The 20,941-nt window shown below is 63.7% G+C and carries 19 protein-coding genes; 2 read left to right on the top strand and 17 right to left on the bottom strand.

What is annotated here, in order from left to right; all coding sequences use genetic code 11:
* Nucleotides 1-9: 9 nt before the first annotated feature.
* The 7 genes from EJ075_RS12195 to EJ075_RS12165 all read right to left on the bottom strand — a co-directional run bounded on the left by EJ075_RS12195 (nucleotide 10) and on the right by EJ075_RS12165 (nucleotide 8,330).
* Nucleotides 10-738 carry an ABC transporter ATP-binding protein gene (locus tag EJ075_RS12195; protein ID WP_126107320.1) on the bottom strand — a complete coding sequence of 243 codons (729 nt, stop codon included), beginning with the start codon at nucleotides 736-738 and terminating at the stop codon, nucleotides 10-12.
* Nucleotides 738-2,198, bottom strand: a complete 1,461-nt coding sequence (locus EJ075_RS12190) for an ABC transporter ATP-binding protein (RefSeq protein WP_126104500.1) — start codon at nucleotides 2,196-2,198, stop codon at nucleotides 738-740. The genes EJ075_RS12195 and EJ075_RS12190 overlap by 1 nt, the downstream gene beginning before the upstream one ends.
* Nucleotides 2,198-3,793, bottom strand: coding sequence for a high-affinity branched-chain amino acid ABC transporter permease LivM (gene livM / locus EJ075_RS12185; protein WP_095487483.1), 1,596 nt, complete (start codon nucleotides 3,791-3,793; stop codon nucleotides 2,198-2,200). The genes EJ075_RS12190 and livM overlap by 1 nt, the downstream gene beginning before the upstream one ends.
* A gap of 4 nt (nucleotides 3,794-3,797) precedes the next feature.
* Nucleotides 3,798-4,700, bottom strand: a complete 903-nt coding sequence (locus tag EJ075_RS12180) for a branched-chain amino acid ABC transporter permease LivH (RefSeq protein ID WP_095487485.1) — start codon at nucleotides 4,698-4,700, stop codon at nucleotides 3,798-3,800.
* A 336-nt stretch (nucleotides 4,701-5,036) separates the two neighbouring features.
* Nucleotides 5,037-6,038, bottom strand: coding sequence for a 4-hydroxyproline epimerase (locus EJ075_RS12175; RefSeq protein WP_126104499.1), 1,002 nt, complete (start codon nucleotides 6,036-6,038; stop codon nucleotides 5,037-5,039).
* A gap of 12 nt (nucleotides 6,039-6,050) precedes the next feature.
* Nucleotides 6,051-7,388 carry an FAD-binding oxidoreductase gene (locus EJ075_RS12170; RefSeq protein ID WP_126104498.1) on the bottom strand — a complete coding sequence of 446 codons (1,338 nt, stop codon included), beginning with the start codon at nucleotides 7,386-7,388 and terminating at the stop codon, nucleotides 6,051-6,053.
* A 48-nt stretch (nucleotides 7,389-7,436) separates the two neighbouring features.
* Nucleotides 7,437-8,330, bottom strand: a complete 894-nt coding sequence (locus EJ075_RS12165; protein ID WP_126104497.1) for a dihydrodipicolinate synthase family protein — start codon at nucleotides 8,328-8,330, stop codon at nucleotides 7,437-7,439.
* Between the two features lie 69 nt (nucleotides 8,331-8,399).
* On the opposite strand from EJ075_RS12165, the gene EJ075_RS12160 reads away from it, so the two are divergent.
* A complete protein-coding gene (locus EJ075_RS12160; RefSeq protein WP_245458143.1) occupies nucleotides 8,400-9,092 on the top strand; it encodes a GntR family transcriptional regulator in 693 nt (230 codons plus the stop codon).
* A 31-nt stretch (nucleotides 9,093-9,123) separates the two neighbouring features.
* On the opposite strand, the gene EJ075_RS12155 is transcribed toward EJ075_RS12160, so the two are convergent.
* From EJ075_RS12155 to EJ075_RS12145, 3 genes are all read right to left on the bottom strand, one after another.
* A complete protein-coding gene (locus EJ075_RS12155; RefSeq protein ID WP_095487493.1) occupies nucleotides 9,124-9,438 on the bottom strand; it encodes a hypothetical protein in 315 nt (104 codons plus the stop codon).
* Between the two features lie 294 nt (nucleotides 9,439-9,732).
* Nucleotides 9,733-10,032: a hypothetical protein gene (locus EJ075_RS12150; protein ID WP_095487495.1), complete on the bottom strand. Its 300-nt coding sequence runs from the start codon at nucleotides 10,030-10,032 to the stop codon at nucleotides 9,733-9,735.
* Between the two features lie 223 nt (nucleotides 10,033-10,255).
* Nucleotides 10,256-11,752, bottom strand: coding sequence for a CoA-acylating methylmalonate-semialdehyde dehydrogenase (locus tag EJ075_RS12145; protein WP_095487497.1), 1,497 nt, complete (start codon nucleotides 11,750-11,752; stop codon nucleotides 10,256-10,258).
* Nucleotides 11,753-12,132: 380 nt separating this feature from the next.
* Between EJ075_RS12145 and EJ075_RS12140 the strand changes: the two genes are divergently transcribed.
* Entirely contained in the window at nucleotides 12,133-13,014 is an 882-nt protein-coding gene (locus EJ075_RS12140; protein ID WP_095487499.1) for a LysR family transcriptional regulator, read from the top strand.
* A 109-nt stretch (nucleotides 13,015-13,123) separates the two neighbouring features.
* Here EJ075_RS12140 and EJ075_RS12135 read toward each other — a convergent pair whose 3' ends face one another.
* The 7 genes from EJ075_RS12135 to rlmH all read right to left on the bottom strand — a co-directional run bounded on the left by EJ075_RS12135 (nucleotide 13,124) and on the right by rlmH (nucleotide 20,903).
* The gene (locus tag EJ075_RS12135) at nucleotides 13,124-14,380 is read right to left on the bottom strand and encodes a D-amino acid dehydrogenase (protein ID WP_095487501.1); all 1,257 of its coding nucleotides are present in this window, start codon (nucleotides 14,378-14,380) and stop codon (nucleotides 13,124-13,126) included.
* A gap of 165 nt (nucleotides 14,381-14,545) precedes the next feature.
* Nucleotides 14,546-15,688 carry an alanine racemase gene (gene alr, locus EJ075_RS12130; RefSeq protein WP_126104495.1) on the bottom strand — a complete coding sequence of 381 codons (1,143 nt, stop codon included), beginning with the start codon at nucleotides 15,686-15,688 and terminating at the stop codon, nucleotides 14,546-14,548.
* An 89-nt stretch (nucleotides 15,689-15,777) separates the two neighbouring features.
* Nucleotides 15,778-16,299 carry an RNA pyrophosphohydrolase gene (locus tag EJ075_RS12125; protein WP_095487505.1) on the bottom strand — a complete coding sequence of 174 codons (522 nt, stop codon included), beginning with the start codon at nucleotides 16,297-16,299 and terminating at the stop codon, nucleotides 15,778-15,780.
* Between the two features lie 2 nt (nucleotides 16,300-16,301).
* On the bottom strand, nucleotides 16,302-17,471 hold the full coding sequence (locus EJ075_RS12120) for a divergent polysaccharide deacetylase family protein (protein ID WP_126104494.1): 1,170 nt from the start codon (nucleotides 17,469-17,471) through the stop codon (nucleotides 16,302-16,304).
* Nucleotides 17,472-17,583: 112 nt separating this feature from the next.
* Nucleotides 17,584-18,909 (bottom strand): S41 family peptidase, encoded by a 1,326-nt coding sequence (locus EJ075_RS12115; RefSeq protein WP_126104493.1) that lies wholly within the window; start codon nucleotides 18,907-18,909, stop codon nucleotides 17,584-17,586.
* 1 nt (nucleotide 18,910) lies between these two features.
* Complete coding sequence (locus tag EJ075_RS12110; protein WP_126104492.1) at nucleotides 18,911-20,272, bottom strand: murein hydrolase activator EnvC; 1,362 nt, start codon at nucleotides 20,270-20,272, stop codon at nucleotides 18,911-18,913.
* 148 nt (nucleotides 20,273-20,420) lie between these two features.
* A complete protein-coding gene (gene rlmH / locus EJ075_RS12105) occupies nucleotides 20,421-20,903 on the bottom strand; it encodes a 23S rRNA (pseudouridine(1915)-N(3))-methyltransferase RlmH (protein ID WP_095487512.1) in 483 nt (160 codons plus the stop codon).
* Nucleotides 20,904-20,941 lie beyond the last annotated feature (38 nt).

Here is a 20,941-nt window from a genome sequence, read left to right as displayed (position 1 = left end):
CTCCTGAACTCAGTGATGGCCGCCTTCGAGATAGGCGGCACGCACGTCCGGATCGGCGAGCAGCTCCTTGCCGGTGCCGCTCATCGTCACATTGCCGTTGACCATGACATAGCCCCGCGTGGCGAGTTTCAGCGCGCCGAAGGCGTTCTGCTCGACCAGGAACACCGTCAGCCCCTGCGTGCGGTTCAACTCGCGGATGGCGTCGAATATCTGCTTGACGATCAGCGGCGCCAGGCCCAGCGACGGCTCGTCGAGCAGGAGCAGCTTCGGCCGCGCCATCAGCGCGCGCGCGATCGACAGCATCTGCTGCTCGCCGCCCGACAGCGTGCCGCCGCGCTGGGCAATGCGTTCCTTCAGGCGCGGAAACAGCGTGAACACCTTCTCGGCGTCCTCGTCGTAATGCTGGAGGTTGTCGAGGCTGGCGCCCATCTGCAGGTTTTCCATCACCGTCATGCGCGGGAAGATGCGCCGGCCCTCCGGCGACTGGGCGATGCGCATGCGCGCGATCTCATGGGTCGGCAGCTGGGTGATGTCGGTGCCGGCGAAGGTGATGGTACCCGCCCGCGCCCGTGGAGCACCAAAAATGGTCATCATCAGCGTCGACTTGCCGGCGCCGTTGGCGCCGATCAGCGCCACGATCTCGCCCTGCTTGACGGTGACATCGACGCCGTTCAGCGCCCTGATGTTGCCGTAGTAGGTCTGGACACCCCTAATATCGAGCAGCGTTGTGCCGGCCATCACTTGCGCCCTCCGCGCTTGCCCGCCGCAGGCGTTGCAGAGACATGGCTTGTCTCCACCTTCCCAGCATCGACGCGACGCGAAAATTCCGTCTCCTTGCCAGCGGCAAGAATCTTGGCCTGGCCAACCCAGTCCTCGCGCGCAATGCGCCCGTCGAAGGCCAGATAGGCTTCGACGGCGACGACGTCGGCCTTCTTCCATGCCGCGATCTGGTCGAAATGGAAGATGCCGTGCTGGTTGAGCTTCTTCTCGTTGACCGTGCCGATGCCCTTGATGCGGGTCAGATTGTCGGCCTTGCCGCCGCGCGGTGCTGTGAGGCGGTTCGAAACGCCCGCGGCCTTTTTGGCCGGTGCCTTGGTGGCTGGCTTTGCAGCGGCAGAAGATTTCGCGCTGGGTTTGGCTGCGGCAGGCTTCGAGCTTGGCTTGCTTGCTGCGGCACTCGACCTTGCATCGAGCTGCCCGGCTTTCGAGGCGCCCTTCGACACCGTGACGCGTTCGCCTTCGCTATGGCCGACCGTGTCGGTTACCGGCCCGGCGAGATACGAAGATGATGTGCCCGGCCCGTGCGCCGAATCCGGGCCCGTATCCAGTTGCTCGATGACGTCTTCGTCGCCGACCTCCGTCAGCACAGTCTCGACTTCCTCGTCTTCGACCCCGAGATAAGCGGCGATGACACGCGGGTCGGTGCGTACCGCTTGCGGACTGCCGTCCGAGATCTTGCGCCCGTATTCGAGCACCACGACATGGTCGGAAATCTGCATGACCACCGCCATGTCGTGCTCGATCAGCAAGATTGAGGTGCCGGTGTTGTCTTTGATGTCCATCAGGAGCTCATTGAGCGCCATCGATTCCTTCGGATTGAGGCCGGCGGCCGGTTCGTCGAGGCAGAGCAGCTCCGGACCCGTGCACATGGCCCGCGCGATCTCCAGGCGCCGTTGCGCGCCGTAGGGCAGATCGCCGGCCGGATCGTCGGCTCGGTCGACGAGATTGGCCTTTTCCAGCCAGTGTCTCGCCACGTCGACCGACTCGGCCGACGCTGTCCGGTAGCCGGCGAAGCCGAACAGGCCGAGGATGGTGTAGCCGGATGCCTTCATCAATTTGTTGTGCTGCGCCACCAGCAGGTTCTCCAGCAGCGTCATGCCCGAGAACAGACGAATGTTCTGGAAAGTGCGCGCCACCTTGGCGCGCGCCGGGATCTCATGATTCGGCAGGCGTTCAAGCAGATAGCTCGAGCCGTCGCGCCGATTGAGCGTGAGCATGCCTTCCGACGGCTTGTAGAAACCGGTGATGCAGTTGAACACGGTGGTCTTGCCGGCGCCGTTCGGCCCGATCAGCGCGGTGATCTCGCCGCGCTTGGCCTGGAAGGTCAGGTCGCCGATGGCAACGAGACCGCCGAACTTCATCGACAGATGCTCGACCTGCAGGATGGCATCGTTCATGGATAGGCTCGCATCACTCATCAGCCGTGGCCTTCCTTGGTGAAGGAGCCGGATACAGCCCTGCTCTCCTTGAGGAAGGCTGTCGGTTCACGGCTGCCGACGAAGCCGCGCGGCTTCCAAACCATGACGATGACCATGGCTATACCGAACAACAGCATGCGGTAGAGTTCCGGGGTGAAATCTGGACCGAAGACCTGCTTCAGGAAATCGAGTTCGCGCAGCGCCTCGGTGCCGCCGATCATCACCATGGCGGCGACGGCGATGCCGACCAGCGAGCCCATGCCGCCGAGCACGACGATGGCGAGGATGATCGCCGATTCCAGGAAGATGAAGGATTCCGGGCTGACGAAACCTTGCCGCGCGGCGAAGAACGAGCCGGCAAAGCCGCCGAACATGGCGCCGGTGGCAAAGGCGGTGAGCTTGGTGGTGGTGGTGTTGATGCCGAGCGAGCGGCAGGCGATCTCGTCCTCTCGCAGCGCTTCCCAGGCGCGGCCGACGGGCATGCGCCTGAGCCTTATAGTGACGAAGGCGGTGAGCAGGCAGAGCCCGAGGATCAGGTAGTAGAGGAAGATCTTGTAGTAGGCGCCCGACTGGGCGATGTCGAGCACCTTGGCGATATAGTTTTCGTCCGCGACGTTGAACGACATCAGCCCGAAGAAAGAGACCTTCGGGATACCGGAAATACCGGCCGAGCCGTTGGTGACCTCGCGCCAGTTGATCAGCACGAGACGAATGATCTCGCCGAAGGCCAGCGTCACGATCGCCAGATAGTCGCCGCGCAGGCGCAGCACCGGAAAGCCCAAAAGCACGCCCCAGAAGGCGGCCATGGCCCCGGCGGCCGGCAGCAGGATCCAGAACGACAGACCAAAATGCGTGCCGAGCAGCGCATAGGCATAGGCGCCGACGGCGTAGAACGCGACATAGCCGAGGTCGAGCAAGCCGGCGAGGCCAACGACGATATTCAGCCCCCACGCCAGCATCACATAGATCAGGATCTGGATGCCGAAATTGTCGACCCATTTCAGCGAGCCCTGAAAGCCGCCCACCATCGATCCGCTGTACACCGCAAGCACCAGCACGACGACGACAGGATAAATCGCCAATGCGGCGATGCCCAATGCCGAGAAGTGGGCATGGATGAAGCTGCGGAAATAGAACAGCACCGAGGCGAGGGCATAGATGATCGCCAGCGCTCGCGCGAACCGTGCGTAACCGGCAAGACCCGGCCCCAGCAAATCATCGAGGGAGCCGGCCAGAAGAGCAAGCACGGCAACAATCACGATGGCCGCGATGAAATACGGCAACCGGAAGAACCGCGTCGCCGCGCTCTCCGGCAACAGGCCGGTGGCGATGTCGACGACCTTCTGGCTGGCCAGGAAGGGTTGGCCATAGGCGACATAGACAAAGCGCCCGACCATGGTCAGTACAACCACGGTAAAGAGAAGCCACCAGCGCTGTACGAGGATCAGTTCGTTCGAGATGTTCTGATCGGTCCTCAGGCCAATGAACAGCACGAACAGGCCGAGCGCGATGGCGCCGGCATAAAGCGCCTCGCGCGTGGCGCGCTGCACAGGGGTGGCGACGATGTCGCGCTCCGGAGATACGGTGCCGACCATGATCTCAGACCTTTTCGACTTCTGGCCGGCCCAGAATGCCGGAAGGCAGGAAGATCAACACGATCGCCAGGATGGAGAAGGCGGCGACGTCCTTGTAGTCGATCGAGAAATAGGCCGACCACATGCTCTCGATGAAGCCGATCATCAGCCCGCCGAGCACGGCGCCGGGCAGCGAGCCGATGCCGCCAAGCACGGCCGCGGTGAACGCCTTCACGCCGGGCGTGAAGCCGTCGGAGAAGGCAATGACACCGTAATACATCAGGAACAGCGTGCCGGCGACGGCGGCAAGGGCCGCGCCCATGACGAAGGTGATCGAGATGGTGCGGTCGACGTCGATACCGAGCAGCGCCGCCATCTTGCGGTCCTGCTCGCACGCTCTTTGCGCTCGACCAAGCGAGGTCTTGTTGACCAGGTACCAGAACAGCGCCAGCAGCAGCGCGGTGACGACGACGATGATGATCTGCTTCAGCGATACGCTGATGCCCTCGATATTGTAGACCTTGGACACCATCGGCGGGATCGGCTTGTTGCGCGGCCCTTGCGTCACCTGGACGAAGTTGGACAGCGCGATCGACATGCCGATAGCGGTGATCAGCGGCGCCAGCCGGAACGAGCCGCGCAAGGGCCGGTAGGCCACCTTCTCGATCGTCCAGTTATACAGGCTGGTCAGCAGCATCGCGACGATCATCATGACCAGGAGCGCGATCACCACCGGCACCGAATAGAACAACGCACCGAGGATAAGGAAAACGATGAGGGCGGTGAAGGCGCCGATCATGAAGATGTCGCCATGGGCGAAATTGATCATGCCGATGATGCCGTAGACCATCGTATAGCCGATCGCTATCAGTCCATAGATCGATCCCAGCGTCAGCCCGTTGATAAGCTGCTGGACAAAATACTGCATGCTGTCGTGGCTCCCCTGGAATGTCGCCCATGCAGACGCATTCCTTTTCGTATTTCCCCTAGTCGTAAAGTTTCGAGCCCGGATTGCAACGTCATTTTTTAATCGTCATGCGTGATTTTGAAGCACGCCACTCGGATTGCCCGTTCTTTCCCTTCCGGCCTCTGGACTATCGCGGACCCTATCATTGGCATAACGCAATGTCTTTGACGATTCGGCGTCAAAATGCACGTCGTTTCGAAGGAATCGCCGTCAAAATAAGTTGATGAGCGGGATCGTTGCGCCGCCGACGCAGTCGATCTTTGCGTTCCATTCGTTTCCCTTGGGTCAAGATCCTCTCTATTTGACGACGAATCCGTGCGCGAACGGATCGCGGTCGTCGATGAAGATCGTGTTCAATCCGGTCATGCGCGCCCAGCCGCCGATCGAGGGAATGATCGCCTGCTTGCCTGCCACCGTGACTTCCTTCTCGACCCTGCCCTTGAACAGCGAGCCGATGATCGATTCATGGACGAAATCGTCGCCGGCTCTAAGCTTGCCCTTGGCGTGAAGCTGCGCCATCCGCGCCGAGGTTCCGGTGCCGCAAGGCGAGCGGTCGATCGCCTTGTCGCCGTAGAAGACGGCGTTGCGCGCATCGGCTTGGCTGTCGGTCGGCGCCCCTGTCCACAGCATATGCGACAGCCGGTCGATGCCGGGATTGTCGGGATGCACGAATGAGTATTTCTCGTTGAGCCGCTGCCGCACCACCGGGCTCCAGGCGATGAGGTCGCCGGCGGAATGCTCGGCCATGTCGCGATAGTTCTTCTGCGGCTCGACGATGGCGTAGAAATTGCCGCCATAGGCGACATCGACACTGATCTCGCCGAGCTGCGGACATTCGACCGTCAGACCCTCGGCATAGAGGAAGGACGGCACGTTGGTGATGCGCACCTCCTCGACATAGTCGCCGACCTGTTTGTACTCGGCGGTGACCAGGCCGGCCGGCGTGTCCAGCCTGAGCAAACCCGGCGTCTTCGGCTTGATCAGCCCATGCTCGATGGCCATCGTCACCGTGCCGATGGTGCCGTGGCCGCACATTGGCAGGCAGCCCGAGGTTTCGATGAACAGGAGGGCGATGTCGCAGTCGGGCCTCGTCGGCGGATAGAGGATGGAGCCGGACATCACATCATGGCCGCGCGGCTCGAACATCAGCCCGGTGCGGATCCAGTCATATTCGGCCAGGAAATGCGCGCGCCGCTCCATCATCGTCGCGCCCTGGAGCAGCGGCCCGCCGCCGGCGACAAGCCGCACGGGATTGCCGCAGGTGTGACCGTCGATGCAAAAGAAGGAGTGGCGCGCCATTTCGAGATCCCGTCAGAAGCGGTTCGGAGAAAACGGAGAAAGATCAAACACCGGATTTTGGCCGAGAATGAGATCGCGGATCAAGCGTCCGGTGGCAGCCGCCTGGGTCAGGCCGAGATGGCCGTGGCCGAAGGCATAGACTATCGTGCCGGTCTGCCTGGCGCCACCGATCACCGGCAGCGAATCCGGCAGCGACGGCCGAAACCCCATCCATTCGCGCCCCCCGGCCGGATCAAGCCCCGGCAGGAATTTTTGTGCCTTGTCGAGCAGCGCTTTCGAGCGGGCGTAGTTGGGCGACCGCTTAATGCCGCCGAGCTCGACCGCACCGCCGACGCGCACACCGGTTTCAAGCGGGGTGACGACGAAGCCATGGCCGGAGAAGATCAGTTGCCGCTTCACGTCGAAGGCGGTCTTCGGCAGGGTCGTGTTGTAGCCGCGCTCGGTTTCGAGCGGGATGCGGTCGCCGAGATGTTTCGCCAGGAGATGCGACCACGCGCCAGCGGCGATGACGAGGCATTTTGCCTGCCGCGCCGTGCCGTCGGCCAGCGTCAATGTCGCGCCATCCTGCCCCGCTCCGACACGGTCGATCCGAGCCTTTTCGAAACGCGCGCCGTTCTTCTCGGCATAGGCCCAGATCGCCTTGCCCAATGATTTCGGGTCCGTAACGGTCTTCCATCCCGGCACGAAAGTGCCCTTGACGAAGCGCGGCGACAGGCCCGGCTGCAAGGCGGCGAGCGCATCGCCCTCGACATGGCTGAAGCCGATGCCGAAGCGCTGCCTCGCCGCCCAGCCGGGCAGCGACGCCTTGAACTCGGCCTCGTTCTCGTAAAGTTCGAGCGAGCCGTCCTCGCGCAGCATGTTTCCGGTGCCCGAGCGCGCCATCAGCCCGGCCCATTCGGCCTCGGCGAGCCGCATCATGCCTGCCTGCGCCGCGAGGCTGGCCTCGTAGCGGTCGGTTCGCCCGGCGCGCCAGAAGCGGACAAGCCAGGGCAGCAGCTTCGGCAGGTAGGCGGGCGGGATGCTGAGCGGGCCGAGCGGGTCGGCAAGCCATTTCGGCAGATGCCTGATCATGCCCTTGTGGGCCAGCGGCAGCACATCGGAAAAGGCCAGAGCGGCGGCATTGCCAGAACTCGTCTCCTCGCAGATCCCCGTCCGATCGAAGATCGTGACGTTTCGCCCTGCCTCGGCCAGATAGGCGGCGACACAGACGCCGATGATGCCGCCGCCGATAATGGCGATGTCTTCCCCTTCTCCCCGTTCACGGGGAGAAGGTGCTCGAAGGGCGGATGAGGGGCGGCTCCCCGCTTTTGCCGACTTGGAAATTCCTTGCACGTGGGCGCTGCCCCTCATCTGGCTGCCGCCATCTTCTCCCGTAAAACGGGAAGAAGAGAGCTTGCCTCAAAACGTCGGCAGCTCCGGCCTTGCCGCCAGCGCATCCCTGACGATCTTTTCGACCGTCCTGCGGCGCTCGCCCGACAATGGCTGGCGCGGCATGCGCACGCGGTCGTTGGTGCTGATCGCCAAGACTTCGGCGAGCTTGATGTTCTGCACCAGATAGGTCGAGACGTCGAGGTCGAGCAGCGGCCGGAACCAGCGGTAGATTTTCAGTGCCTCCTCGCGGCGACCCTGCTTCATCAACTGGTAGATGGCGACCGTCTCGCGCGGAAACGCGGTGACCAGCCCCGCCACCCAGCCGATGGCGCCGACCGACAGCGCCTCGAACGCCAGATTGTCGACGCCGGTGAACAGGTCGTAGCGGTCGCCGAAGCGGTTGATGATCTCGGTCGAGCGGCGGATGTCGTCCGAGGATTCCTTGATGGCGACAAAGCGCTTGTCCTTCGCCAGCTCCTCCATCTGGTCGACGGTAACGTCGACACGATAGGCAAGCCGGTTGGAATAGATCATCACCGGCAGGTCGCCGGCCTCGGCGACAGCGCGCAGTGCGGCGACCGTCTCCTCCTCATTGGTGTGGTAGATCGGGCTCGGCACCACCATCAGCCCGTTGGCGCCCTCTTTCGCGGCGCGGCGCGCGATCGCCGCCGCCTCGCGCGTGCCGGCTTCGTTGACCGTCAGCAGAACCGGCTTGTTGCCTGCGATCTTCTGCGCGGTCTTCAGCACGTCGATCTTCTCGTCATGTGACAGCATCGGCCCTTCGCCGAGCGAGCCGCAGACGATGATGCCGTCGCAGCCGGCCTCCATCTGCAGCGCAAAGCAGCGCTCCATCTCGCCATGGTCGAGACGATCGTCCTCAGTGAATTTGGTCGTGACGGCGGGGAAAACTCCGGTCCACATGGTGGTCGCTCCATCTGATATATCAGTCGTATATTTATTAAGAAACGGACTGTCAACACGGATTTCGCTATGATATATCGAAAATATATCAGGAGCTCACCTTTGATATTCAGTGACACAAGCCCGGCATTCGAGCCTGCGGCGGCGAAAGCCTACCGTGTGCTCGAGCATATGATCGTGACGCTCGAACTGGCGCCTGCAAGCTTCATCACCGAGGGCGCCCTGATCGACAGGCTCGGGCTTGGCCGCACGCCGGTGCGCGAGGCGATCCAGCGACTGGCTTGGGAAGGACTGCTGGATGTCCGGCCCCGTGCCGGCATCGCCATTGCCCCGCTCCATCCCGGCGACTGGTTGCGCGTCCTCGATGCGCGGCGTGGCATCGAGGTGGTTCTCGCCCGCTCGGCCGCCCGCTTCGTCACCCGTGAAGCCGCTGACCTGTTTCACGATGCGGCACTGGCCATGCAGAAAGCGGTGATATCAGGCAATGTGCTGGCCTTCATTCAAGCCGACAAGGCGCTCGACGAGGCGCTGGCGCTGGCTGCCGACAACCCCTTCGCCGCACGGCTGGCCGCCCCCTTGCAGACCCACAGCCGCCGCTTCTGGTTCCGCTACAAGGCCGAAACCGGGCTCGCCGAATCGGCCGAGCACCACGTCGCGCTGATCCGCTCGATCCTCGCCGGCGACGAAGATGCTGCCGCTAAAGATGCCAAGCGCCTGATGGCGCTGCTACGCGGCCATGCCGAGACGGCCGCTACGCGCTGAGACCGCTCATCCGATCAATGTGTCCTGACCGTCATGCGTCCTGGTCGGCCGGGATCACCACGTTTTCCCAATGTTCGCCGGCCGCGACGATGCAGCTTCTGCCGGCGACATCGGTGACGATGATCGTCCAGCTTCCGGTCTCGGCGACAAAAACTTCCATGATCGCCACTTGACCGATCAGCCCGAAAGCAAACTGTCTTTCCTGGAAATTCTCAGTCAGGTGGGCGACGAGATCGCCATGTTCAACGCAGTACTGATATTGGGCGCTTGCGGCGTTCGTACCCGCCGCCAATGCGCCAGCAAGAACCAGGGTTTTCACCCAACCCAATAGCGATTTGCGTGCCATAGGGCACCTCCTTTGCCATCACGTCCGGCAAAGGGAGACGCCTCATTTTGCCGAAACGATCCAGGCCGGTTCCGACGTCATCACCATCGCGTCGTTCCTTTCCGTGTTCCGGTCTGTCATCAGCGGGGACGATTTTTGATGTTCCCACTATGTTCCATATATGGTGTCGGCAACGAAAAAGCGCAAGCAGGCGCCCGCAGCGGGCGCCTGTGGATCCGTTTCAAGGTGATCGCAGAGAACCGCGGCCTGCGCGGCTATGCCGAAACCGCGGCCGCAGCAAAAAAAGGGCCACGCTCAGGTGCCTGGCAGCGCCGCTGTCGTCACCGCGCTCTCCCAGCCTTCACCCACCGAAACCACGCAGCTTTGACCGCGTGTGTCGCTGGCGAGGATGGTCCAGGTGCCTTGGTCGGAAACGAAGACTTCAACGATCACATTCCGATTGACGACGCCGAGCGCGGTCGGATTTTCACGGAACTTCTCGCCGAGCGCCTTGATCATGTCGGCTCGTGCCGCGCATTGTTCGGCCGCCATTGCCGGGGCGGCGGAAAACGCCGCCGCGGCGGCGCAAAGTATCGTCACCATAAGACGTGTCATCTGACACCTCCCTTGCGCCGACCGATGCCCCCGCAGCTGTCGCCAGCGCCGTTGGTTGATCTGCCGCGCCTCCTTCGCGGCAGGATTGCAAGTTAAGACTTCTGCTGCCCGCCCGGTTCCATCACATTAGCGTTCAGGAATATATGGGCCGCGACCGGTCAGCAAAAAGGCCCGGTCTCTAGCCGGGCCTCTTCGTCTTCAATCTGAATCCGGAACCGTCCGGCTAGTTCATCGTCGGGATGACGAACTCTGCCCCATCTTTCACACCTGACGGCCAGCGCGAGGTCACCGTCTTGGTCTTGGTATAGAAACGGAACGCGTCCGGTCCGTGCTGGTTGAGGTCGCCGAAGGAGGACGCTTTCCAGCCGCCGAAGGTGTAGTAGGCGATCGGCACCGGGATCGGCACATTGACACCGACCATGCCGACCTGGACCCTCGAGGCGAAGTCGCGCGCCGCATCGCCGTCGCGGGTGAAGATGGCGACGCCGTTGCCCATTTCGTGGTCGTTGGCGAGTTTGATCGCGTTCTCATAGGTCGGCGCGCGCACCACCGAGAGCACCGGCCCAAAGATCTCTTCCTTGTAGATGCGCATGTCTGATGTCACGTTGTCGAACAGGCAGCCGCCCATATAGTAGCCGTTCTCGTAGCCCTGCATGGAAAAGCCGCGGCCGTCGACGACCAGCTTAGCGCCTTCCTTGACACCGGTGTCGACATAACCTTTGACCCGCTCCAGCGCCTGCGCCGTCACCAGCGGGCCGAAATCGGCGGATGAATCCGTCGAGGGACCGACCTTCAGGCTTTCCACCCGCGGCACTAGCTTTTCCATCAGCCGGTTGGCGGTATCGTTGCCGACCGGGACAGCGACGGAAATCGCCATGCAGCGCTCGCCGGCCGAGCCGTAGCCGGCGCCGATCAGTGCGTCGACGGTCTGGTCCATGTCGGCGTCGGGCATGATGATCATGTGGTTCTTGGCGCCGCCGAAGCACTGCACGCGCTTGCCCGAGGCGGTGCCGCGCGAATAGATGTAGTGGGCGATCGGCGTCGAGCCGACAAAGCCGATGGCCTTGATATCGGGGTCGTCGAGGATGGCATCGACCGCCTCCTTGTCGCCGTTGACGACGTTGAGGATGCCCGCCGGCAGGCCGGCCTCGATGAACAGCTCCGCGATGCGCAACGGCACGCCCGGGTCGCGCTCCGAAGGCTTCAGGATGAAGGCGTTGCCGCAGGCGATGGCCGGCGCGATCTTCCACAACGGGATCATCGCCGGAAAATTGAACGGCGTGATGCCGGCGACGACGCCGAGCGGCTGGCGCATCGAATAGACGTCGATGCCGGGGCCGGCGCCATCGGTGAACTCGCCCTTCATCATATGCGGCGCGCCGATGCAGACCTCGACCACTTCCAGCCCGCGCTGGATGTCGCCCTTGGCGTCGGCGATGGTCTTGCCGTGCTCGCGCGCCAGAATGTCGGCCAGCGAATCATACTCTTTGGCGACCAGTTCGAGGAACTTCATCAAGACGCGCACGCGCCGCTGCGGGTTGGTCGCTGCCCAGCCGGGCTGCGCGGCCCTGGCGTTTTCCACCGCCGCGCGCAGTTCCGCCTGCGAAGCCAGCGCCACCGTGCCGCGCACCGTGCCGTCCATCGGCTGCATGACATCCTGCTTGCGGCCGCTGGTCCCAGCGACACGCTTGCCGCCGATGAAATGACCGTATTCGATCATGATCTCTCTCCCTGTATTTGTGATGCGGCATTGTCCGCCTTTGCGCGACCGATGGCAACGCGAGCGAAAACGCAACCGTTGTGCGTAAAATAGATAGCAATTGACGGCAGAACATCAATTCTCGCAAATAGTAAGGATGCAGGTCCCTAGCAGCAAGGATTGAGAGATGAGTTCCTTCGCGCCCCCCTCTGTCCTACTGGACATCTCCCCCACGAGGGGGGAGATTGGCTGTCATCCCCGCTTTCGCCAACCCGCAACGCTGCAAGAAAGTCGCCGCCGGAGCGGCCGGCCGATCTCCCCCCAAGTGGGGGAGATGTCCGGCAGGACAGAGGGGCGCGCCCTAGAGCGCTGCCGTAATCGGCGTCATACGGACCATTCCCATGAACTGGGATGACGTCCGCATCTTCCTCGCCGTGGCGCGGGCCGGCCAAATCCTCGGCGCGGCTAAGCGGTTGGAGCTCAATCACGCCACTGTCTCGCGCCGGATCGCCGCACTTGAGGATGCGCTGCGCACAAAACTCTTTCGCCGGCTTACCACCGGTAGCGAGCTGACGCCGTCGGGCGAGCGCTTCCTCGACATCGCTGAGCGCATGGAAGGCGATATGATCGCCGCGCGCTCGACCGTGGCGGGCGAAGGCGACGATGTCTCCGGCACCGTGCGCATCGGCGCGCCTGATGGCTTCGGCGTCGCCTTCCTGGCCAAACGCCTCGGCGCACTGACGGCGCTTCACCGCGAACTTACCATCCAGCTGGTGCCGGTGCCGCGTTCCTTCTCGCTGTCCAGGCGCGAGGCCGACATCGCCATCACCGTCGAGCGGCCGACCGAAGGCAGGCTGGTGGCGGGCAAGCTGGTCGACTACACGCTCGGCCTGTTCGCGTCCCAGGCCTATGCCGAAGCGCATGGCCTGCCCCAAACGCCCGCCGAGCTCGGGCGGCACACGCTGATCGGCTATGTGCCGGACCTCATCGTCAGCCCCTCGCTCGACTATGCGGCCGAGTTCAGCGCCGACTGGCGCACCAGCTTCGCCATCTCCTCGGCGCTCGGCCAGGCCGAAGCGGTGCGCTCCGGCGCCGGCATCGGCATCCTGCACACCTTCGTCGCCCGCTCGATGCCGGAACTGGTGGCTGTCGACATCGTCGCGCCCATCCGCCGTGCCTACTGGCTGGTCTATCACGAATCGGTCAGGCCGCTGCGCCGCGTCCAGATCGTCGCGAGCTTCATCACCAAGGCAGTGGAACGGGAGCGGGGATTGTTCGTCTGACGAGATTCACCCGACCCATTGAAATTGTGATGTCCCCAAAACACTGCGCAGTTTTGGGGCGAAGTCACCGCCCTCAAAGGCCGGGCTCGATGAAGGAAGCCTTCTGGTCCTACCGCTGGTATCGCTCCGGTCCGAGATCGCGGACATTGATGTCCGGTACCCGGTTGGAGATGATGTCGGCCAGCACCTTGGCCGAGCCGCAGGCCATGGTCCAGCCGAGCGTGCCGTGGCCGGTGTTGAGATAGAGGTTGGAAAATTCGGTGCGGCCGATCAGCGGCGGCCCGTCCGGCGTCATCGGCCGCAACCCGCACCAGAAACTCGCTGACCGCATGTCGCCGCTGCCTGGAAATAGGTCGCCGACCGAATGTTCTAGCGTGCGCCGCCGCGTTTCATGCAGCCTCAGGTCGAAGCCGGAAATCTCCGCTGTGCCGCCGACCCGGATGCGATCGCCGAGCCTGGTGATCGCCACCTTGTAGGTCTCGTCCATCACTGTCGACACCGGTGCTGCGACAGCATCCTTGATCGGCAGGGTGATCGAATAGCCCTTGACCGGATAGACCGGTATGGACCGTCTCAGCATGCGCATGAACTTGGCCGAATAGCTGCCCATCGCCATCACATAGGCGTCGGCAGTCTTCCAGCCCTTGCTGGTATTGATGTTGGCGATACTGTTGCGCTTGCGGATGATGCGCCTGATCGACATGTCGTATTCGAAGGTGACGCCGCGCGCCACGCAGAGCTCGGCCAGACGGTCGGTGAACATCTTGCAGTCACCGGTTTCGTCGCCCGGCAGCCGCAGGCCGCCGACGAATTTTTCACGCACCCCTGCCAGCCCCGGCTCGGCCGCTATGCAGCCGTCGGGATCGAGAATCTCGTAAGGAACGCCATATGTCTTGAGCACCTCGACATCGCCTGACGTGCCGTCGAGCTGCTGTTGCGTGCGAAAAAGCTGCAGCGTTCCCTTGGCGCGTTCATCATAGGCGATGCCGGTCGCCTCGCGCAGCGCCTTCAGCGTGTCGCGGCTGTATTCGGCCAGCGGCACCATGCGCGCCTTGTTCACCGCATAGCGCTCGGCCGTGCAGTTGCGCAGCATCCTGACCAGCCATAGCCACATATGCGGATCAAGAGTCGGCCGCACCACCAGCGGACCATGCTTCATCAACAGCCATTTGATCGCCTTCAACGGGACGCCGGGACCGGCCCAGGGCGAGGCGTAGCCGGGCGAGATCTCGCCGGCATTGGCAAAGCTGGTTTCCAGCGCCGGGCCCTTCTGGCGGTCGATCACCGTCACTTCATGGCCGGCCTCGGCGAGATAATAAGCGGTGGTGACTCCGATAACGCCGCCGCCCAGCACGAAGATCTTCATCGCATAGCTCTCCAGAACGACGTCTCGTCAGGGGTTTGGGGCGCGGCATCGTGGCTTCTGTCTGCCGGATTTTACGGCGTCCGCCAAGTGCCCAAGCATGTCGCCCAAAAGTATGCAGCGGTTTTGGGACAACGGCATGCATAAAAAAGCCCGCGCGCTATCCATTCACATAGCGCCGGTCACATAGCGCCGGTGAAAGCGGTGTCCGAGGCTGGTCAGGATTTCATAGCCGATGGTGCCGGCATGGCCGGCCGCCTGATCCACCGTCTGCGACGGCCCGATCAGCTCGACGAGATCGCCCGCCTTTAGCCTGTCGGGCGGCAGGGCCGAAATGTTGAGAACGATCGAATCCATCGATACGCGTCCGAGGAAGGGCAGCGGCACATTTTCGAACCAGGCGGCTGAGGCCGCGCGACGATGCCAGCCATCGGCATAGCCAAGCGAGATCGTTGCTGCGGCCAGCGGTTCGGTCACGTGAAAAATATGGCCATAGCCGACGCCGGCTCCCCTATCGAGGCTGCGCGTCTGAATGACCTTTGCCTGAAGCCGCACCACCGGCAGCATCGGATTTTCCTCCGCTGGCATCGGATTGATGCCGTAGAGCGCCGCACCGGGCCGGGCGAGGTCGTAATGAAAGGGCTGCCCAAGAAAGATGCCGGAGGAATTGGCGAGCGAGGCCGGCGCCTTTGGCAGCATCCTGCGCAGCCGCTCGAATTCCAGCCGCTGCTGCTCGTTGGCCGGATGCTTGGGCTCGTCGGCGCGAGCAAGATGGCTCATCACAAAGGTGACGTCGATACCGTCGAACGCCTGCGGATCGGCAGCGACGGCCTCCACCTCCGCTGCCGCCATGCCGAGCCGCGACATGCCGCTGTCGACCTGGATTGCAGCTTTAAGCGTGCGGCCGGCCCGCTGCGCCGCCGCGCGCCAGGCGGCGAGTTGGCCGACGCTGTTGATGACCGCGCCCAGCTTCGCTTCGACCGCTTCGCTTTCAGCGCCCGGCTGAATGCCGTTCAGCACATAGATCGCCGGCCGTGAGCCGAGCGCCTGGCGCAGCAAGACACCTTCGACCAGATGCGCGACAAAGAAAATGTCGCAGCCCTCGGCCGCCAGCGCTGCCGCCACTTGGGGCCCGCCGAGCCCGTAGCCGTCGGCCTTGACGACACCCGCGCAGCCGACGCCGCCCAGCCGCGCCTTGAGCCGCCGGTAGTTTTCGCGGATGGCGCCGAGATCGACGGTCAATATGGCGCCGGCCGCTGTCTCGCTGACGGCAACCTTTTCAGAAAGAGATTTTTTGGAGGCGTCGTTCATGCCAACCCCGTCTGCGGCGGATTGGCCATCAATAAGGCCACCGCGCTGACGCGGCAACCGTGGTCGGCGCGACCGCGGCTAGCGCCAAGCTACGCAACCAGATGCCGGAACGCCGCAACCACGTCCTCATAAACCTTGCGCTTGAACGGCACGATCAGGTCGGGCAATTCCTGCATCGGCCGCCATGCCCATTTGTCGAACTCGGCGGTGTGGCCGCCCGGTGGCGGATTGATCTCAATCTCGCTCACGTCGCCGTGAAAGCGGAAGGCGAACCATTTTTGCGTCTGGCCGCGATATCGCCCTTTGAAGGCGATGCCGACCAGATCGGCCGGCAGGTCGTAATATATCCAGTTCGGCGCCTCATCCAGCAGCGAGACCGAGCGCATGCCGGTCTCTTCATACAGTTCCCGCTGCGCCGCCTGCAGCGGTTCCTCGCCCTTGTCGATGCCGCCCTGCGGCATCTGCCAGAGCTGCGTCGTGCCGGCGAATTCGCTATCCGGCTCGGCAATGCGATGCCCGACCCAGACCAGGCCGTCACCATTGAGTATCATCAGTCCGACACAGGGGCGATAAGGCAGCGTCTCGGGATCGACCGGTTTTCTCTTCGCCATGCTCAACCTTTTTCCGGATCCACCGCCACTGCCGAAATCGGCACGATCTCGATGCCGCGCTTCTTGGCCTCGATCACCCAGGACGACACGGTGTCGACCGTCAGGTCGAAGGCCGAGCCGATGCCGACGGCAAAGCCTTTCGCCCGCGCGGTGGCTTCCAGCCCGTCCAGCTTCTTCAATATGGCGCCCCGGTCCTGCACGGCGTCGATCGACGTGTCGCCGGCAATGAAGGGCACGCCGTCCTTCAGTGCTAGGTCGGACGCGAGGCTGCGCGCCGACGAGCCGTCGTCGAGATAGGCCAGGCCGCGCCTGCCGAGTTCGGCCATGAATGGCGCCATCGCCGCCGCATCGGCCGAAAATCGCGCACCCATATAGTTCATGACGCCGGTGTAGTTGGTCATCCGCGACAGCGCCCAGCGCAAGTTCTTCAAATTCTCGTCCGGTGTCGCCGCGACCGTCAGCGTGTTGCGGCCCGGATTGACGTTCGGATAGTCGAACGGTTCGAGCGGCACCTGCATGACGATCTCATGGCCTCTCTGCCGCGCCGCCTGCATCCAGCGGCTGATGCTGTTGCCCTGCGGCGCGAAGCCCAGCGTCACTTCGGCCGGCAGCTTGGCGATGGCCGCCTGCGTGCCGGTCTGCGACACGGCAAGCCCGCCGATGACGATCGCCACGCGCGCGCCGCGCGCACCGGACCACGGCCGCGCATAGACATCGAACGGCCGCCTTCCGTCGGCGGCGCGAACCGGCAACGGGCCGGTCTCACTGGTCTCGATCAGCGCCCTGTCGGGAATATGCGCGATCCTCAGGTTCTGGCCGATCGTCGAAGGGTCGTGGATGACGATGGCCGCGTTGGGCGGACCACCGTCCGCTTCGGTCGGCATATGGATGATCTGCGGCCCACTTATCTTGGGTCCCGCTTGCGCCTGCGGCGCGGGCTCAGTGGCCGGCGCTGCGGATTCGACCACCGCGGTCGTCTTCGGCGTCGAAACGGCGACTTCTTCCGGCTTTCGAAACGGTCTTTCACGCAGCGCAATCGCGCCGGAGACGCCGATCACGGCCAGCACCAGGAGAGTGGCCGTGACCACGCCGGCGCTGATCCTGCGGGCCGCGCGCGGCGGCCGGACGGCCTGTCCGAGCGGGCGTTCGATGTCATTGCCGATGTCAGCCAAGCCGCATCCCCAGCCGCGGTTCCCCCGAATCAAACTGCCGAGGCCTTGCGGCCCCGGCAGCATTACATCGCTTCGATCAGGCGGCCAGACCTGTTTGCCCGGCCGATCGACGTTACTGGTTCAAAACAGCCTTGTCCGGATTCGGCGGGAACGCCGGATCGGTCTTCTCGCCGCGCAGCAACTGCTCGGCAAAGATAAGCTGCAGATCATCCTTCGGCTCCGGCGGCACATAGGCTGCCGAGCCCGAACCGGTATCGCCCTCGTCGGTACCCTTGATGTGGCCCTTGAGGTCCGACTCGCCGCGCGTCAGGTCCCTGCCCTGCAGTTCCGGCGGCAACGGCTGGTCGACCTTGATGTCGGGCGTGATGCCCTTGCCCTGGATCGACTTGCCGGACGGTGTGTAATAGAGCGCCGTCGTCAGGCGCAGCGCGCCGTTCTCGCCGAGCGGGACGATGGTCTGCACCGAACCCTTGCCGAAGGACTGCGTGCCGACCACCGTGGCGCGGCGCAGATCCTGCAGCGCACCAGCGACGATTTCGGACGCACTGGCCGAGCCGCCATTGACGAGCACGACCAGCGGCTTGCCGTCGATGTCGTCGCCGGGCCGCGCGTCGAAGCGGGTGACGTCCTTCGGATCGCGGCCGCGTGTCGAGACGATCTCGCCACGGTTGAGGAAGGCGTCGGACACGCTCACCGCCTGATCGAGGAGGCCGCCCGGATTGAGGCGCAGATCGAGCACGTAGCCCTTGAGCTTTTCGTTCGGCACCTGCTTCTTGATGGTGTCGATGGCATTCTCGAGGTCGTCATGGGTCTTTTCGGTGAAGGAGGTGATCTTCATGTAGCCGATGTCGTTCTCGACCCGGAACTTGACCGCCTTGACCTTGATGATGTCGCGCACCACCGTCAGCTCGATCGGCTTGTCGGCGCCCTGGCGCAGGATGGTGAGCTTGATCGGCGTGTTGACCAGCCCGCGCATCTTCTCGACCGCGTCGTTGAGGCTCAGGCCGCGAACCTCCTCGCCGTCGATCTTGGCAATATAATCGCCGGCAAGCACGCCCGCCTTGGCGGCCGGCGTATCGTCGATCGGCGTGATCACCTTGACCAGGTCGTTCTCCATCGTGACCTCGATGCCGAGGCCACCGAACTCGCCCTTGGTCTGCACGCGCATGTCCTGCGCCTCTTCGGCGTTCATATACGAGGAGTGCGGGTCTAGCGACGTAAGCATGCCGTTGATGGCGTTTTCGACCAGCGACTTGTCGTCGGGCGGCGTCACATACTGCGCCCGCACCCGCTCGAAGATGTCACCGAAGATCGCCAGCTGCTTGTAGGTCTCGGAGCCCGCAGCGTTCGCCGTCGAGCCGGGCGCTCCATAGACCAGGCTCATCGCGGATGCGCCCATTAGCGCACCGGCAAACAGAAGCGACAGTTTCCGCATCATCTCACGTCCTTCCAGACAAACGGTCCGCCCACCATGGGGTCGGATCGACGGGTTTTCCATCCTTGCGGAACTCAACATAGAGCTCCGGCGTGGCATTTCCATTCTTCGATGCCGAGGTGCTCGCCACCCGGGCCTCTCCCATCGCGCCGACCGGCTCTCCTGCGAGCACCGACTGGCCAGACGCGACGCTGATTCTGCTCATCCCCGCCAGAACGACATGATAGCCGTCACCCGCATTCAGGATCAAGAGTTGACCATAGGAGCGAAAAGGTCCCGCATAAAGCACATTTCCGTCCGCTGGCGCGGTAACGATGGCTCCCGATTGTGTCGCAACCATGTCACCGAGCATCACTGCGCCGTTACCGTCGCTGGCCCCGAACCGCCGCTTGATCTTGCCGGTGACGGGCAGCGCGATCTGCCCTTGAAGCGCCGAAAACGGTGCAGCGGCGGTGAGCCGGTTGGCTTCCGGAACAGGCAACGCCGCCAGTTCCGTCTGTGCTGGGGCCGTCTGTGCCGGGCCCTCCTGTGTCGGGGCCTTGTCGGCATCCGCGGTCTTCTGCTCCGCTGCCTTCGCCGCATTGGCCGCCTTGCGGGCCTTGTCGGCCTCGAGCGAGGCGATCAGTTCCTTCAGGCTGCCGGCCTTGGCCGCCAGTGCTGCGGATCGCTGCTTTTCCTCGGCCAGCGCCGTTTGCGTCTCGGCCTCAAGCTTCTGCTTGGCTTCAAGTAGCATGCCGAGCCGCTTCTTTTCCGCCGTCTGCTCGCCGACTGCCGCCGTCAGCCGCGCCCTCTCCGCCTCGATCGAGGCCGTCACCCGCGACTGCTCCTTGAGGTCCGCCACCAGTATCTCGGTCTGCTGGCGCAGTTCCGGCACCACGGCGCCGAGCAGGATGGCGCTGCGTACCGACGACAGCGCGTCTTCCGGCTTGACCAGGATGGCCGGCGGCGGATTGAGCCCCATGCGCTGCAGCGCGGCCAGCACCTCGGCCAAAACGTCGCGTCTAGCGGCCAGCGACGCGCGGATTTTCTGCTCCTCGCCTTTCAGCCCTTCCAGCTTGGCGCCGATGTCCTCGATGTCCTGACCAAGTTTCTGCTCGGTCATCGCCGACTGGATCAGCGCCGCGGTGATAGAGGCATGATCCTTCTTGACGGTCGCCATGTCGGCGGCGAGCTTGGCCAGCCGCTCGGACGAAAGCGTGATCTCCTTCGACACCCGTTCGTATTCGGCGCGGCTTTGGTCCGGATCAGGCGTCATGTCGAGCCTGTTCTGCGCCCGCGCGGCACTGAACGACAGCACGAGCGCCGCCGCTGCCAAGCCGCAGCGTGCGCGCCAAAAGCCCGTTCGCGATTTCCAACCTTCAGACATTGAAGCCCGACTCTATGTGTGGCTTCGTTAACGAACCATCAACCATGTTCGAGAGCCCTGCCGACCGCAAACAGCCTCGTGACGCATTGAGGCGAAAATCCGGGCGGCTCACGCCAATCCACCGGTTTCGGGTGGGAACCTGCAAAGCTCACGAGCGATGATAGGGATGGCCGGACAGGATCGTGGCCGTCCGGTAAAGCTGCTCGCCCAACATGACACGGACCAGTTGGTGCGGCCATGTCAGCGCGCCGAACGACACCATCAGATCGGCCTGATCGCGCAGCGACTGGTCGTGACCGTCGGCACCGCCGATGGCGATGATAAGCGCCTTGCGGCCGCCATCACGCAACAGGCCGATGCGGCCGGCGAAATCCTCGGAGGAAAAGTTCTTGCCGCGCTCGTCGAGCAGCATGAGCGCGGTACCAGGCTGCAACTGCGCCTGCAGTTTCTGGCCTTCCTCGCGCCGGCGCTCGTTGGCGGTCTGGGCGCGGCCCTCCGGAATCTCGACCACACCTGAGAATTCGAGACCCACGGCCGGCCCGCTCTTGGCGAAGCGCTCGAAATATCGGTCGGCGAGCTGCTTCTCGGGGCCGGCTTTCATCCGGCCCACGGCATGAACTGTAATTTTCATCCCTGCCTCGAAGAGCCGCTAATGCATGTCACCAAAAG

It is taken from the genome of Mesorhizobium sp. M6A.T.Cr.TU.016.01.1.1 (assembly GCF_003952585.1).
Lineage (GTDB): Bacteria > Pseudomonadota > Alphaproteobacteria > Rhizobiales > Rhizobiaceae > Mesorhizobium > Mesorhizobium mediterraneum.
This window is presented reverse-complemented; position numbering and strand designations above follow the sequence as displayed.